Origin of the sequence: Metabacillus idriensis (assembly GCF_050483325.1) — a bacterium.
Lineage (GTDB): Bacteria > Bacillota > Bacilli > Bacillales > Bacillaceae > Bacillus_P > Bacillus_P idriensis_A.
Genome location: NZ_JBCMYF010000001.1, coordinates 189,042 through 203,292, shown reverse-complemented (window position 1 = coordinate 203,292; position 14,251 = coordinate 189,042). Strand labels below are relative to the sequence as shown.

At 42.3% G+C, this 14,251-nt stretch carries 14 protein-coding genes and 1 other annotated feature; of the genes, 5 read left to right on the top strand and 9 right to left on the bottom strand.

The genetic code is table 11. The features are described 5' to 3' along the window. Window positions 1-27: 27 nt before the first annotated feature. Entirely contained in the window at window positions 28-3,063 is a 3,036-nt protein-coding gene (locus ABEQ24_RS00985) for an efflux RND transporter permease subunit (protein ID WP_430005019.1), read from the bottom strand. A 256-nt stretch (window positions 3,064-3,319) separates the two neighbouring features. Here ABEQ24_RS00985 and ABEQ24_RS00980 point away from each other — a divergent pair, with 256 nt between their 5' ends. Both ABEQ24_RS00980 and ABEQ24_RS00975 read left to right on the top strand, forming a co-directional pair. Next, on the top strand, window positions 3,320-3,511 hold the full coding sequence (locus tag ABEQ24_RS00980; RefSeq protein WP_430005018.1) for a hypothetical protein: 192 nt from the start codon (window positions 3,320-3,322) through the stop codon (window positions 3,509-3,511). A gap of 164 nt (window positions 3,512-3,675) precedes the next feature. Beyond that, on the top strand, window positions 3,676-4,248 hold the full coding sequence (locus ABEQ24_RS00975; RefSeq protein WP_430005017.1) for an MEDS domain-containing protein: 573 nt from the start codon (window positions 3,676-3,678) through the stop codon (window positions 4,246-4,248). A gap of 134 nt (window positions 4,249-4,382) precedes the next feature. On the opposite strand, the gene ABEQ24_RS00970 is transcribed toward ABEQ24_RS00975, so the two are convergent. Both ABEQ24_RS00970 and ABEQ24_RS00965 read right to left on the bottom strand, forming a co-directional pair. Continuing rightward, entirely contained in the window at window positions 4,383-5,225 is an 843-nt protein-coding gene (locus ABEQ24_RS00970) for an aldo/keto reductase (RefSeq protein WP_430005016.1), read from the bottom strand. A 28-nt stretch (window positions 5,226-5,253) separates the two neighbouring features. Then, window positions 5,254-6,462, bottom strand: a complete 1,209-nt coding sequence (locus tag ABEQ24_RS00965) for an MFS transporter (protein WP_430005015.1) — start codon at window positions 6,460-6,462, stop codon at window positions 5,254-5,256. A gap of 157 nt (window positions 6,463-6,619) precedes the next feature. Between ABEQ24_RS00965 and ABEQ24_RS00960 the strand changes: the two genes are divergently transcribed. Both ABEQ24_RS00960 and ABEQ24_RS00955 read left to right on the top strand, forming a co-directional pair. Next, window positions 6,620-6,979 (top strand): winged helix-turn-helix transcriptional regulator, encoded by a 360-nt coding sequence (locus ABEQ24_RS00960; protein ID WP_430005014.1) that lies wholly within the window; start codon window positions 6,620-6,622, stop codon window positions 6,977-6,979. A 209-nt stretch (window positions 6,980-7,188) separates the two neighbouring features. Continuing rightward, window positions 7,189-8,136, top strand: coding sequence for a nucleoside hydrolase (locus ABEQ24_RS00955; protein WP_430005013.1), 948 nt, complete (start codon window positions 7,189-7,191; stop codon window positions 8,134-8,136). Between the two features lie 84 nt (window positions 8,137-8,220). On the opposite strand, the gene ABEQ24_RS00950 is transcribed toward ABEQ24_RS00955, so the two are convergent. The 5 genes from ABEQ24_RS00950 to ABEQ24_RS00930 all read right to left on the bottom strand — a co-directional run bounded on the left by ABEQ24_RS00950 (window position 8,221) and on the right by ABEQ24_RS00930 (window position 12,908). Further along, window positions 8,221-8,607 carry a DUF1259 domain-containing protein gene (locus tag ABEQ24_RS00950; protein WP_430005012.1) on the bottom strand — a complete coding sequence of 129 codons (387 nt, stop codon included), beginning with the start codon at window positions 8,605-8,607 and terminating at the stop codon, window positions 8,221-8,223. 190 nt (window positions 8,608-8,797) lie between these two features. Continuing rightward, entirely contained in the window at window positions 8,798-9,193 is a 396-nt protein-coding gene (locus ABEQ24_RS00945; RefSeq protein WP_430005275.1) for an OsmC family protein, read from the bottom strand. A gap of 63 nt (window positions 9,194-9,256) precedes the next feature. Continuing rightward, window positions 9,257-10,504 carry a glutamate-5-semialdehyde dehydrogenase gene (locus tag ABEQ24_RS00940; RefSeq protein WP_430005011.1) on the bottom strand — a complete coding sequence of 416 codons (1,248 nt, stop codon included), beginning with the start codon at window positions 10,502-10,504 and terminating at the stop codon, window positions 9,257-9,259. A 16-nt stretch (window positions 10,505-10,520) separates the two neighbouring features. After that, complete coding sequence (gene proB, locus ABEQ24_RS00935; protein ID WP_430005010.1) at window positions 10,521-11,612, bottom strand: glutamate 5-kinase; 1,092 nt, start codon at window positions 11,610-11,612, stop codon at window positions 10,521-10,523. Between the two features lie 101 nt (window positions 11,613-11,713). Continuing rightward, window positions 11,714-11,935 (bottom strand) — a binding site (T-box leader). Window positions 11,936-12,089: 154 nt separating this feature from the next. Next, window positions 12,090-12,908 carry a uroporphyrinogen-III synthase gene (locus ABEQ24_RS00930; RefSeq protein WP_430005009.1) on the bottom strand — a complete coding sequence of 273 codons (819 nt, stop codon included), beginning with the start codon at window positions 12,906-12,908 and terminating at the stop codon, window positions 12,090-12,092. A 255-nt stretch (window positions 12,909-13,163) separates the two neighbouring features. Between ABEQ24_RS00930 and ABEQ24_RS00925 the strand changes: the two genes are divergently transcribed. Next, window positions 13,164-13,346, top strand: coding sequence for a YolD-like family protein (locus tag ABEQ24_RS00925; protein WP_133311741.1), 183 nt, complete (start codon window positions 13,164-13,166; stop codon window positions 13,344-13,346). Window positions 13,347-13,680: 334 nt separating this feature from the next. Here ABEQ24_RS00925 and ABEQ24_RS00920 read toward each other — a convergent pair whose 3' ends face one another. Continuing rightward, window positions 13,681-14,001, bottom strand: a complete 321-nt coding sequence (locus ABEQ24_RS00920) for a hypothetical protein (protein ID WP_430005008.1) — start codon at window positions 13,999-14,001, stop codon at window positions 13,681-13,683. Window positions 14,002-14,251: the final 250 nt, after the last annotated feature.

The window sequence follows — 14,251 nt, the reverse complement described above, 5'->3', positions numbered from 1 at the left end:
GTCTGCTCCTCTGCGTTCATTTACTTCTTAAACCCCTATATCCTCTGCAACATCTTTTTTCTTCTTCCGTCTTCTCCCCATTTTCGCAAGCAGTTCATACATTACCGGTACTACTACCAATGTCAGCGCAGTTGAAACAATTAAGCCTCCAATTACGACTACTGCTAAGCTTCTTGAAACCATGCTTGCAGCTTCTGTGGCGCTGAATACCATTGGGGTTAAGGCTACGATAGTCGTTACAGCAGTCATGATAATCGGTCGCAGACGAGTGGATCCCGCTTCTAATAAAGCTTCCCTTATGTCGAGTCCTTTTTCGCGGTTTTGCTGGACGCGTTCAATTAGAACGATCGCGTTTGTCACAACGATTCCAATCAGCATTAGAGCTCCAAGCAGCGCATTGATGTCAACAGGAGTCTGCGAGATGACGAGTCCCAGTATGCCTCCCACTGCAGCAAGCGGCAATGAGAACAGAATCGCAAATGGCGCTCTTGCCTGGCCGAAGGTGATGACCATGATGAGGTAGACGACTAATACGGCGATGCCCATCATCTTAAAGAGGTCGGCGAAATCGTCCTGCATCGATTCAGTTGCACCCGAGATGGTGACAGCTGCCCCTTCAGGAAGATCGATTTCTTTTGTCATTTGATCGATTTTCATTCCCGCCGTTTTTAAGTCCTCGGCACTGATTTCGCCTGATATTTGAATGGTTTCTTTTCCATCTTGATGATAGACCTGAGTTTTGATTTCCTGTTCTTCAATCTCAGCCACTTGTTTCAATTGGACAGGTCCGGCAACTGGAGACGTGACATACGTATTCAGTACTTGTTTTGTTGTGGAGAAGTCGGCATCTTCGTATTCGATGACGGCTTGAAGCTGTTCTCCTCCGACTTTGATTTGGCCAAGCGGCGTTTTATTCAGCATGGCACGGATCTGCTGGCCGATTTGAACCGGACTTAAGCCAAGTGCACCCGCTTTTTCCTGATCCACATTGACAATCCATTCGTTTTTCAAATCTTCGTAATTGCTTTTGACTTTTTCAATTCCTTCGATTTTCTCAAGTTCTTCGGCAGCAAGCTTTCCAGCTTCTGCAAGGTCTTCTTCATTTGAAGCCGTCACATTCAGCTGAATGCCGTTTCCTCCGCCAAAGCTTCCAAATGAGAATTGAGATCCTTCAATTTTCCCAGGCGCATACTCTTTACTTATCTCCTTGAGCATGTCGAGGAATCCTTCAACGTCTTTCCCTTTTTCAAAAATCACCGAGTAATTCGCCTGCTTTTCAGATAACACCTGGCCGTATTTTGCATCTTCTGCTGTAGAGCCCATCTGATAAAACAAATCTTTGAGCTTATCTTCTTTTAATAATTCCTGCTCCAGTTCCCCTGCTTTTTCCTTGGCTTCCTCTAAATCATAATCAGCCGGATACGTTAATGAGACGTTGACGAACGATTCAGACTGACTGTTTACACTTGCCTGCGGAATGGCAGTGAAAGTGAATATGGAACCAACAAATATAAGCAGTGCTGCGACCAATACAATCCATTTATGATTCAGCGACCATTTCAAAATCGATGCATATTTGACAGACGGCTGATGCTCCTTCTGCTTCACTTTTTTCAAAAGAACGAAGCTTAACAGCGGTACTACTGTTAAGGCGACAAGCAAGGATGCAAGAATCGAATAGACGACCGATAAAATCAGCGGTGTCATGATTTCTCCAATCGAACCTCCGACAAGGCCAATCGGCAGGAAGACCGCAATTGTCGTAAGCGTTGAGGACGTAATTGCAGTGGATACTTCTTTCGTCCCGCTCAGTATGACTTCTTTTGACAAGCCTTCCGTCTGAATACGGCGGTAGATATTTTCAATGACTACGATGCTGTCATCAACTAAACGGCCGACCGCAACCGCTAATCCTCCAAGAGTTAAAATATTTAAGGTAATGCCCGATTGATCAAGTAAAAACAAGGTCATTAAAATTGACAGCGGGATACTGACTACCGCAATCAAAGTCGTTCGGATGTTTCTCAAAAACAGCAGAATGATGAGCGTTGCAGCGATTGCTCCAATGGCCACTTCCTTTGCCATGCCAAGAACAGCGCCTTCAACATCTTCTGACGTATTTTGAACCGTGCGGATTGAAAAGTCATCTGAATAAATCTCATGTAATTCTTCGGCTTTCCTGTCGACTTCTTTTCCAATTTCAACGGCGTTTTTGCTTGCTTCTTTAAAAATCACTAAGACGAGTGCTTCTTTTCCATTTAATCTTGCATCTGCTTCATAAAACTGGCGAATGGAAACATCCGCAATGTCTTTTATTTTCGTATCCGGTGCGAGTATGGCATTTTCAATTTGCGTTTCGTCTGTTACTTCCCCGAGCACCCGGATCGCATTTGCTTTCCCGTCCACTGCAATCTCACCAGCAGGGACAGATGCATTCTGAGATTGCAGGGCCATCATCAGCTGATCAGCGGACACGTTCTTTTCTATCATTTTTTCCGGATCGATCTTCACTGACAGCTCCGAAATGGATTTTCCGTAAAATGTGACGCTGGATACGCCATCTATGTCTTCAAATTTCGTTTTTATTTCTTCTTCAATCCGCTCTTCATCTGCTTTTGTAAACCCATTTTCTGATTCAAGCGCCACCTGGGCAAGCGGAATCATCGAGAAGTTAAGCTGGGACACAACAGGCTTTCCCGTGTTTTGCGGCAGCTGAACTTGATTGATCAGCTTTTCAGCTTCAGAAGCAGCCTCTTTCATATCAGCTTCTGATGTGTAATTCAGCGTAATCATAGAGATTCCTTCACTTGTGGATGAAGTCATGCTGTCAAGATACGTGCCATTTTTCAATTGACGTTCGAGCGGTTCCGTTATCTCTTCGGTTACCGTCTCGGCATCCATTCCCACGCCAAACGTGGTGACCGTAATCATTGGTGCATCCACACTCGGAAGCAGTTCCATCGGCAGCCGTGAACCTGAATAGACGCCGAGCACTGTCACCAGAAACACCATAATCACAATGGCTGCCCGATTTTTCAGCGAAAACTTCGTTAAAATAGACATTTGCTTATCCCCCAGAGATATGAAATAGACATACTCCATAAATATACAACAATATTTGGAAATTAGGTGTAAATTTTTGTTAACAATTGGTTAAAATTTCACACTTAAACCCGTTACTGTCTGTCTATATCAGAAGAAAGACATGCTCTCCAGAAAAATAAACCAAAATTATTTTCAACTTAGGGGTAGACGGTTTGATTAAACTTGTTATAATAGGTGAAAGTTAATGTTCATTACGAAAAAAAGGCGGGACAAAATGAAAAACAATTCGTGCAGATATGTCATTAATGCGAGCGGAAAAGGCGGAGAAACATATATGACCCACTGCCAGGATAAGCATGAATTAAATCAATGGATTGCTGAACGAAAAGACAAACTTTTGATGAATGAAATCAAAATAACCGACAAGAAAAACCCGTTCTCCAAGTGGTTTTCTTTTATGAAATAAACGCGATTCCCTGTGAATGGCGTTTTTATTTTTTTATAAAATGGAATAGTCCTTTTTTGAAGAACGATTCCCTGCAGGAGTTAACTAACACCATCCATATTTTTCACCTTTATTCACTAAAATCTACTATAATGGAGGAAATAGAAAAAGTGGGGTGATTACGCTTGAAAAGCCAAATGAATCAGCTATTTGAAAATAAAAGCGATGTTCATGTGCTGTATTCCTATAATGGGATGGAAAATTACATGGATCAGGTTTTGAATTATATTCAAGCAGGGATTGAGGCGGGAGATTACGTGATTCTCATTGAGAATGAACGCTTTTACCGGATGATTCAAAAAGAGCTGAACACAAGACTGTCGAAAGAACAAAAGGAATTTGTCCACTTTGTCAACAACTTCGATTTCTATTATTCAAGCGGCAGTTATCATCCGCCTGCAATCGTTGAATACTTTAATAAAACCATTCAGTCATATGTTGAAAATAAAATTTCCTTCCGTTCATGGGCACATGTAGAGTGGGCCACTATGGAAGAACCGCTGCATCTAATAGGAGATTTAGAAAAAGTAGTGGATGGAGCTGTCAAACAGCTGTCATTTCCTTTAATTTGTGCATACCAGGCAGAGAAAATGCCGGACTATCTCAAAACGATTTTAATGGAAACACATCCCTATGTCTTAATGGAAGATGATATCATTGTCTCCGATCAATACACGCCTGGGCTTGAAGTAAAATGAATATTTCACTTTTTGAGACGCATTCCACAGCTTGTGAAATGCGTTTTTTTCCATTCACTTTCTGCATTTCTTATTTAAATGACAAAAAAACACACCATTTAGGAGACTAAATGGTGTGCAGGATCTGCTGTGAATTAAAAATCAAAATTGTCTGGATCAGGTCCAACCCGCTCATCGCGATTCAATCCATCAATAAGAGCCATGTCCCCTTCCGTTAATTCAAAATCAAAGATGGCAGCATTCTGGATGATGCGTTCTTCCTTTGTTGATTTTGGAATGGTGATGACGCCGTTTTGCAGGTCCCAGCGCAAAATGATTTGAGCAATTGTTTTCTTGTATTTATTTGCGAGCTCCTTAAGCTCCGGATGGTCCAATAACTGTCCCTGCATGAGCGGTGACCATGCTTCAAGCTGAATACCTTGCTCTTTGCAGAAAGATAGGAGATTTTTTTGAGTCAGACGCGGATGGAATTCCACCTGGTTAATCATTGGTTTGATCTCCGCATCTTCCATCAGGCTTTCCAAATGGTGAATCTGAAAATTGCTGACTCCGATAGCTTTTATTTTTCCATTTTTATAAAGCGTTTCAAGCGCTCTCCATGCTTCCTTATATTTGCTTTCCACCGGCCAGTGAATCAGGTAGAGATCCAAGTAGTCCAACCCGAGTTTAGCTAAGCTCGTTTCATAAGCTTTTATTGTTTGATCGTATCCCAGATCCGCATTCCAGACCTTCGATGTGACAAATAGATCTTCTCTTTGAATGCCAGCTTCTGCTATTCCTTCGCGTATTCCTTGTCCGACTCCTTCTTCATTTCCGTAAATCGCTGCTGTATCAATACTGCGGTACCCATTTTTAATCGCTGCTTTCACAGCATCCACAAGCTCTGGTCCTTCTTCTACTTTAAAAACGCCAAGGCCGAACCATGGCATTTTCACTCCATTATTCAAGGTTGTTGTACTTTGTAAATTGTTCATCATTTCATTTCCTCCTCTAATTTTTATCATGTCAGCAAGCAAGCTTTTGTCTTTCGATTTTCTGATCCTTCTGTTCTAAAGCACGGCTCCATCCCGTAAGAATGACGGCGCCGAGAACCATGACTCCTCCGATCCAGGCTGTATGGATGAGGCCGATTGAATCTGTAATCACTCCTCCAAGGAAGGCACCGATTGCAATTCCTGCGTTAAACGCAGCAATATTGATGGCTGATGCTACATCAACGGCACTTGGCACAAAGCGTTCCGCAAGCATCACGACGTAGACCTGCAAACCAGGCACGTTCATGAAAGCAAATACTCCCATCAATAAAATCGTAAGTAAACCTGCGATTTTAAATGGCGCGGTAAAGGCTAATACAAATAGGACGATTGCCTGGACTATAAACATATAGAATAAAGCTTTAATCGGATTTTGGTTCGATAGCTTTCCGCCAATCATATTTCCGATGGCAATAGCCATTCCGTAAACAAGTAAAATGACGGCTACAGTTCCTTCTTTAAAACCTGTAATAGTTTGAAGCAGCGGTGACAGGTACGTAAAGACTACGAATGTTCCGCCGTATCCCAATGCAGTGATCATAAAGACAAGAAGCAGACGGCCGTTCTTTACAAGTTTCAGCTGATCGCCAAACGTTGTGCGATTGCCCTTTTTCAAATCTGAAGGCACTAGAATGCTGTTGGCAATAAGAGCTATTAAACCAATCAAAATAATGACAATAAATGCGAGCCTCCAGCCAAATTGCTGGCCGATAAATGTTCCAAATGGAACTCCTGTAACCGTTGCGACTGTCAAACCGGTAAACATGATGGATATGGCACTTGCACGGCGGTTCTCAGGGACAAGATCAGCGGCAATCGTTGATCCGATTGACATAAACACTCCATGCGCGAGAGCTGCGATAATGCGTCCGGCTAATAATACCCCAATGCTTGTTGCTCCCGCAGAAAGGCTGTTTCCGATGAGGAAAACAATCATAATCCAAAGCAATAGCGTTTTGCGGGACATATTCGATGCGAGGGATGTCAAAATCGGCGCCCCGAACATGACTCCCACCGCATATAATGAAACGGTTAATCCTGCAGTTGTAACAGGAATGGCTAAATCTTCAGCGATCATCGGCAGCAGGCCAACGCTGATAAATTCTGTTGTACCAATGGCAAAAGCACTGACTGCCAACGCGAGCAGGGCAAGTGTACTTCTTTTTTTATCTAAACTCATCTTTTCTCCTCCTAAAAAATTGAATATTTATTAAAAATAAGCGTATGGTAAAGATCAGCCGGCAAATGTTATTATGATACATATCGGATTTAATGAAAAGTACGTACTTTAAAGTGCTGTAGGCACTTTTGGGTGCCTGTCAAATAGGAGGAGTTCTATGCAAAAGAAATATAATATCCCTGTAGAAGCAACACTTGAGATCATTGGCGGCAAGTGGAAATGCGTCATTCTCTGCCATTTGACGCACGGCAAAAAACGCACAAGTGAACTGAAACGCCTGATGCCGAATATCACCCAAAAAATGCTCACTCAGCAATTGCGGGAGCTTGAGGATGATGGAGTCATTAACCGGATCGTCCATCAGCAGATCCCTCCAAAAGTGGAATACGAACTGAGCGAATACGGCTGGAGCCTGCAGACAATTCTGGATTCACTCTGTGCCTGGGGAGAAGGACATATTACGAAGGTGTATGGGGATAAATCAGCCGTGCTTGAAGATAGTATCCTGAATAAATAAAGAAAAACATCGAAATGCCATGAATGGATTTCGATGTTTTTTGTGTTCAATCATAATGTTTAATAGGGACTGTTTGAGTTGAAGAAATCCCCTATGCATACAATGCAGATTAGGTATTTGGAAGTAATTTTCCAAACCGGTAAAAAATGAGGCATTTTACATAAGAAAAAAGGATACAGATTAGAAATGCAATCAAAGGAGGCTTTAAGGTGGCTTTAAAAGTCTTGCTGTTTGGAGATATCGGCATTGATGACACTGTTGCTCTAATCTACGGGGCTTTGCATGATGAAATTGAGATTGTGGGAGTTGTGGCTGATTACGGAAATATTCCGAGAAAAAATACGATGGCAAGCGTCCAATATTTGCACGATTTATTTAACCAATCTGATCAAATCCCGATTTTTGAAGGGGCAGAGCTTCCGATGACAGGGGAAAACCCTACCTATTATCCTGAAATCCATGGAGAGTATGGGCTTGGTCCCATCGTTCCAGAGCAGGAGTATTCGGGTGAGGGTGAAAATTTTCTGGAAATCGCAAAGGTGATTGAAACCCACGGAAATGATCTGACTATTGTCAGCATCGGAAGGCTTACATCTCTCGCCACCATGTTTATTCACTACAAATCGCTAATGAACAGCGTAAAAGCTTGTTACGTTATGGGCGGAGCTTTTTGGGTGCCTGGAAATGTGACTCCTGTTTCAGAAGCCAATTTCCATGCAGATCCTGTTGCCGCCAAGGTGGTTGTGACTCACGCACGGAATTTGACGATCATCCCCTTGAATGTTACCGAGCGCGCGATTGTCAATCAGGAAATGGTCGACTACATTGCAGGGATTGGGAAAGCAAAAATTTTAAAGCCTCTGCTTGACTACTATTATGCTTATTACAAAAAAAGAAATCCCGCTGCCCCCGGAAGTCCCGTTCACGACGCCTTAACCATCATGGCTTCGCTTCATCCAGACATGCTGACATATAAATCACTGCCTGTCTATATCGTCCAGGCAAAAGACGGAATGGAACGAGGCCACAGTATTGCTGATATTAGACCCTATACAACATTCGGCGAAACAGAGAAAAAACACCGTATCGCGTTTGATTTGGATTATCGTCTATTCTTTTCTCATTTTATGTCCACCATGACAGGGGAACCATTTTAATTGATGAAAAGGGAGCCGGTCCAATAAGATGAAGGAAAAAAGCTGCCTTTATGACAGCTCAAGTTAACCAATAGAGTGCAATCCCTAGTTCCGTAACGCTTTTCTGACACTCTTTGCAAAAACTAATGGATCTTCTACAGCATCAATATTCACGTAAATCAAATTTGGCTGATCAAAAAGCCACTCATTGTGGATGGACGAAACAAGGATGCCTTTTTTTAGAATGGAAGCTGCAAAATGGTCAACTTCCTTTTGCAAAAGGGCTACCCTGCCTAAGCACAGTGCAAGTCCTGTCTTCTTATCCCTTGTTTCAAATGAGAAGGATGAGGTTACTCTAAAACGCTTTCCTAAAATGGTTGTTTTTATTTCATCCCGACTTATCGTTGCCACACATTTCCCACCGGCAAATCCTTCTTGTCCTCCGATAATTTCCGCAAATTTTCGGCAAATCAATTCATCTTTTGATGACATCTATTCATCTCCTCCCTAGTATTAAAAGGATATGAATAAATGAATGGTCAGGAAACGGATACCCATCTATTTTGAAATAAAAATGACGATGTTTTACGAATCATAGAAAAACAACAAAAAGCTGCCATTAATGGCAGCCCCTGATTTTAAATATAGCACCCTCGAACCTGATATCCGCAAGCTCTCTTTGTCAGATTTCCCGTTCCCCGTTCACACCATTAATCGAATACCCCGCTGAAATTTCCGCGTTCAATGATTGTGACACCGAACAATATTTGTCCTTCGACAGCTGAATGGCTCTGATTACCTTGTCTTCAGGCAGATCCCCTTCCAATACGTAATGAATATGAATCGCCGTGAAGCGTTTTGGATGATCTTCAGCACGTGTTCCGCTTACTTCCATGTGAAAAGAGCTGGGGCTGAGCCTCATTTTTTGCAGGATGGAAATGATATCAATTCCTGTACAGCCTGCAACGGCATTTAATAACAGCTCCGTCGGTCTTGCGCCTGTATTTTCTCCGCCAAAGTCTTCTGCTGCATCCATCTTCACTTCATGGCCAGATGGCGTTGTACCCGAGAAACTCATTTTTCCGTTCCATTTGATTGATGTGTTCACTATTACCAGCCCCTTTTGACTTGATATCGATAGCTATTCCCTGATCTGTCCATTTCCATAAATGAAGTGTTTGCTTGATGTGAGCGCAGGCAGCCCCATAGGTCCCCTTGCATGCAATTTTTGCGTGCTGATGCCGATTTCTGCTCCATATCCAAACTCAAAGCCATCTGTAAACCGCGTTGACGCATTATGATAAACAGCTGCAGCATCTACCCGTGTTTGAAACTGGGCTGCGTTAGCAGCGTCATTCGTAATGATCGCTTCAGAGTGCTTCGTTCCATACTGATTGATATGCTGAATGGCTTCATCTGCACTCTTTACTGTTTTGATGCTTACAGTAAGCGCCAGGTATTCCGTACTCCAGTCTTCTTCTGCGGCTGGTTTTGCTTTTGAAAAAACAGACCGGATTTGCTCATCTCCAAAGATTTCAACAGATTGCTCATGAAGCTGCTTCAATAGATTCTCTCCGTTGGCTGTTAGCCAGTTTTCATGGATCAATATCGTCTCAATCGCATTGCACACAGAAGGACGCTGTGTTTTTCCATTAAGAACAATTCGTTCAGCCATGAGCGGATCTGCTGATTCATCAATGAATATATGACAGTTGCCAGCGCCTGTTTCAAGAACCGGAACCGTTGATTCTTTCACGACTGTATCGATCAATTTTTTCCCGCCGCGGGGGATTAAGACATCCAGGCAGTCATTAAGAGTGAAAAGCTCTTTTGCTGTTTTGCGGCTTGTGTCTTCAATCAGCTGAACGGCATCCAGCGGAATCGCGGTTTGTGCAAGAGCGCGATGGATGACAGCTACCAGGGCTTTATTAGAATGGATGGAGGATGAACTCCCTCTTAAAATGACGGCATTTCCTGTTTTTAAGGATAGAGTTGCAGCATCTATGGTAACGTTTGGCCTCGCTTCGTAAATCATGCCGATCACTCCAAGCGGAACCCGCTTTTTCTGGATAAGAAGTCCGTTTTCTTTTTCGATCGTCTCCAGGATCTCACCGATTGGATCTTGGAGTTCGATTAAGAGACGGATTGCGTGTACCATGTCTTCAATGCGCTTTTTATTCAGCAGCATGCGGTCCAGGATAGATTCAGATACGCCATTTGATTTTCCAGCATGAAGATCCTTTTGATTTTCTGCGATAAGATAGTCTTGTTCCTTTTCTAATTGCCGGGCAATTTTTTCTAATGCGGTATTTTTCTCTTCTGTCGTTTTTTCGATTAATTGATAGCTGACAGCTTTGGCTGCCTTGCCTTTTCTCAGCACTTCACTCATGGTTTTTCCCTCCATTTCAGGCTTTGACCCAGCGGTCGCGGTGAATCACTTCTACCGAAATGATTTCGTCTGTTAATTCGTGGCTGCGTTTCCCCATCACTTGTTTCAGGCTTTCTGATGAATAGAGCACTTCTCCTTTTCCAAGCAGGCCGTTTGTTCCGAAAACCTCTACGACGTCTCCTGCTTCAAATGTTCCGGTAATGTCGTAAATGCCCGCCGGCAAAAGACTTGAGCCGTTTGCGGTCAATGCAAGCTCGGCGCCTTGATCCACATAGATTGCTCCTCTGACTGGAGAATGCAGAGCGATCCATTGTTTGCTGCTGTTAATGAAGGAGCGCCTGTCACCGCCTATGTAAGTTCCATCGCCTTTTCCTTCAAGAATGTCAATGAATTTCCCTGCTCCTTTTCCAATCCCGATAAAAATTTTTACGCCTAGAGTCAGCGCCGTTTTTGAAGCAATGAGCTTTGATTTCATGCCGCCAGTTCCAACGAGGGATCCGGCACCTTCAGCTCCCTTCATCATCTCATCTGTAATTTCCTGAAGCTGATCGTATTTTTTGGCTTCAGGATTTTCACGCGGATTGGAGTCATACAATCCGTTAATGTCCGTTAAAATGATCAGCTGGTCTGCCTGTACAAGACCGCTGACAAGAGCTGAAAGCATATCATTGTCGCCGAACGTCAATTCTTCAACTGAGACAGAGTCATTTTCATTGATGATCGGCAGAATACCCCGGTCCAAAAGCTCGCGAATAGTTGCATAGGCATTTTTATAGCGGTCCTTTTTTGAGAAATCGTTTCGGGTGAGGAGAATTTGTGCAGGAATTATGCCAAAACTGCCAAGCTGCTCCATGTATGATTGAATCAGGAGACTTTGACCAACAGCAGCTGCTGCCTGCTTTCCTTTTAGAGTAAGAGGTCTTGCAGGATAGCCCAGTTTTCTGAAGCCTGCAGCTACGGCTCCCGATGAGACGAGCAGCACTTCATGGCCTTCTTTTCTTAAAGCAGCGATTGCCGCGATATGATCCGTAAACTTCTCCTGATCAATTTCTCCTTTGCGGTTTGTTAAGGAGCTGCTGCCGATTTTGACGACAATTCGTTTTTTCATGGGTTAGGACCTCCTAATTTCTTGATTTTTACGATTAATAATCGAAAACAGACACCTTCCGATTCACACGCCAAACACAAAAAAGCCCTTCTCATCCTTATAGAAAGGACGAAAAGAGCTTGGCTTTTCCGTGGTACCACCTTAGTTGGATGCACGCAGCATCCCGCTTTGCCTGATAACGCCAGGTTGATGGCGCCCGTGTTTTTGACACAGGACTCTGAGGGCAGGTTCTGCGGCTTTGCTGCGGCAGGGTCTTCCAGCTGATAAACCCCGCTCTCTGTCACATAAAGACCCGCATACTAGTCCCTCTTCAACGTTCATTGATTTTTATATATTATGCGGAGTAAATGTCTTTATGTCAAGAACTTCCTCTGTTATTTTTTCCACTCAAAACCGTGCGAAACACAGCCGATGCTGAGAATTAAGACCAGAACATACACCGTGTTGTTCAGCCATTTTGGCATGATGCATCATCCTTTATTTTATTTTTGCTTCATCGTAATACTTTGCAAGCTCAATGATCATGGCACCCATTCTCTCAAGATCAGGTGCAAGCGGATTTTGCACGCCTTCTTCTATTAAAGCTTCTGCCGTAATTTTCCCCACTGCAACAGGCAGCACATCTGTATTAAATGCATGAAGAATTTCGTGCAGACAATCCTTTTTTTTCACATAGGCAAAAAATTCGCGGACCTGAATCGCCGCTGTAAAACAAACAGCATCTACCTGCAGGCTCTGCATTTCTTCACAAAGCAGACTGACTGCCTTCTCATCGGGAGCTATATGCTGATAAGGCAATACCTGCAGAACAGAAGCGCCTTTCTCTTTAAGAAATTTGATCAGAGCCGGAGCAGTTTCTCCGTGCAGCTGAACCATCACCTTCTTGCCGGACAAATCCTCGTTTTCTAAAGCGCGCACAAGCCCTCTTGTCGTCCCGTCATCATCTTTTGCGGCGGGTGTTAAATCCAGCTTTTTCAAAGCGGCAAACGTCTTGTACCCTCTGGATGCAATTTTCGCCTGATGAATTCTTTTCAAGTAAGCTTCTTCTTCCCCCAGTTTCCGGGCAAGATTTAAAAGCGTTTCCGTTCCTATACCCGTTGTAAAGATAACCCAATCGGCTCCCTCTTGAATAAATGTTCTCAGAGCGGGTTCAACCTGTTCCTCTGCCAAAAAGACGGTTCCCTGCAGAGAACGCACGAACGGAATTCCGCCCTGCTTTTCAATTAACGTGCTGATCTCATCTGTTTTGCGTGAACCTGCAATAACTATCCGTTTTCCTTCTAAGCCTTTTCCCATGTTAGATCCCCATTTCCACTGAATGATTTAAAGAAAAGCCCAAATCCGATTTTTCTTATAACTAAAGGTATCATTCTATAATCAATGTATCAATCTTATCTTACTAACCTATTAATGTGTTTTTTTTCACAAAGTGTTCAAACTTTATGTAATCGCTTTCACAATCTTGTAGTATAATAGGGATATACTCACAGAAACTCAAATTTCCAGACTAATTCACTTTAAATATAACAACATGCGAAAGGAGAAATCATCATGATTTTAAAGGCATTGAGGCGTAACAAATTAGTAACGGTGAACTACTACATCGACGGTGCAATTCAAACATTAAAGGGCCGTGTCCATAACCTGGACCTGAGCGATCAGACCCTTTCTCTAGAAGACGAGAACAAAAACATTTTCTCGATCAGGCTTGCGGGAATCAAAGAGATTTATTGATACAGGAAAGAGCATGCCGGAATGTAACGGACTCGTTTTTAGGGGTGCAAATATATTAATTAACAGTATAAATAGCACATAATTCAACATACCAATTAGCATAGCTTTTGGTGTGTTTTTTTTGATTAAAAAGGGTTGCTATTTTCAGCCTATAAATTATCACAAGAAATAGCAAGCATCTGCTGATCAGCAGAGTGCATTTATTTGAGGGCGTATATACAAAGAAGAATCACCGGATTATTATGGAGTGCCTTTTGTTAATTGAATAAGCAGTGCCTTAAATAACGACCTCAATACATACTCGTAACAAATTAATCAATTTTAAATAATCTAGTTAGTGTGCCGTTGAATGAGCTGCAAGATAAACTATCATAAATATACTAAAACCAGCAAGGAGTATTAAACTTAAATAAAACACTTTTCTCCAAAATCCCCCTTGAAAGTATATATTCACTAAAAAATAATAGATGATAGCACTTCCAAGAATAAATAATAAAAAACCTTTATATTCATTAGAAGGAATTGGATTTGTAACGCTTGTTAAAGCTGAACCTCCAAAAATGAATATACCCATTACATTTAATAACTTACTCAAACTCATTTCTTTTTTGGTTACTATTTCAATATTTCTATACCTTTGCATTTTAGTTCTCAATAAAATCCTCTCACTACTTAGTTAGTTTAGTAGATACCTTATTAACCCTGTCCTTTATTTCAATGAGAAGTGGCTCATTTGTTTCTTCTCCCAATCCTATTCAAGAATCCTGCCCAATTCTAAGCTAAATGGGCGAAAACTTTGTGCTGCAATCGCATCCGATTAGTGGTTAAAAATGCTTTTTATTAATCGGAACATCATCCTCGGAATAAAAGTTAATATATGCCATATTAATTCAACTAATAATTCA

Coding starts and splice junctions, on each gene's coding strand:
- ABEQ24_RS00985 (WP_430005019.1), bottom strand. CDS start 3,063: ATGTCTATTTTAACGAAGTTTTCGCTGAAAAATCGGGCAGCCATTGTG.
- ABEQ24_RS00980 (WP_430005018.1), top strand. CDS start 3,320: ATGAAAAACAATTCGTGCAGATATGTCATTAATGCGAGCGGAAAAGGC.
- ABEQ24_RS00970 (WP_430005016.1), bottom strand. CDS start 5,225: ATGATGAACAATTTACAAAGTACAACAACCTTGAATAATGGAGTGAAA.
- ABEQ24_RS00965 (WP_430005015.1), bottom strand. CDS start 6,462: ATGAGTTTAGATAAAAAAAGAAGTACACTTGCCCTGCTCGCGTTGGCA.
- ABEQ24_RS00960 (WP_430005014.1), top strand. CDS start 6,620: ATGCAAAAGAAATATAATATCCCTGTAGAAGCAACACTTGAGATCATT.
- ABEQ24_RS00950 (WP_430005012.1), bottom strand. CDS start 8,607: ATGTCATCAAAAGATGAATTGATTTGCCGAAAATTTGCGGAAATTATC.
- ABEQ24_RS00945 (WP_430005275.1), bottom strand. CDS start 9,193: ATGAGTTTCTCGGGTACAACGCCATCTGGCCATGAAGTGAAGATGGAT.
- ABEQ24_RS00940 (WP_430005011.1), bottom strand. CDS start 10,504: ATGAGTGAAGTGCTGAGAAAAGGCAAGGCAGCCAAAGCTGTCAGCTAT.
- proB (WP_430005010.1), bottom strand. CDS start 11,612: ATGAAAAAACGAATTGTCGTCAAAATCGGCAGCAGCTCCTTAACAAAC.
- ABEQ24_RS00930 (WP_430005009.1), bottom strand. CDS start 12,908: ATGGGAAAAGGCTTAGAAGGAAAACGGATAGTTATTGCAGGTTCACGC.
- ABEQ24_RS00925 (WP_133311741.1), top strand. CDS start 13,164: ATGATTTTAAAGGCATTGAGGCGTAACAAATTAGTAACGGTGAACTAC.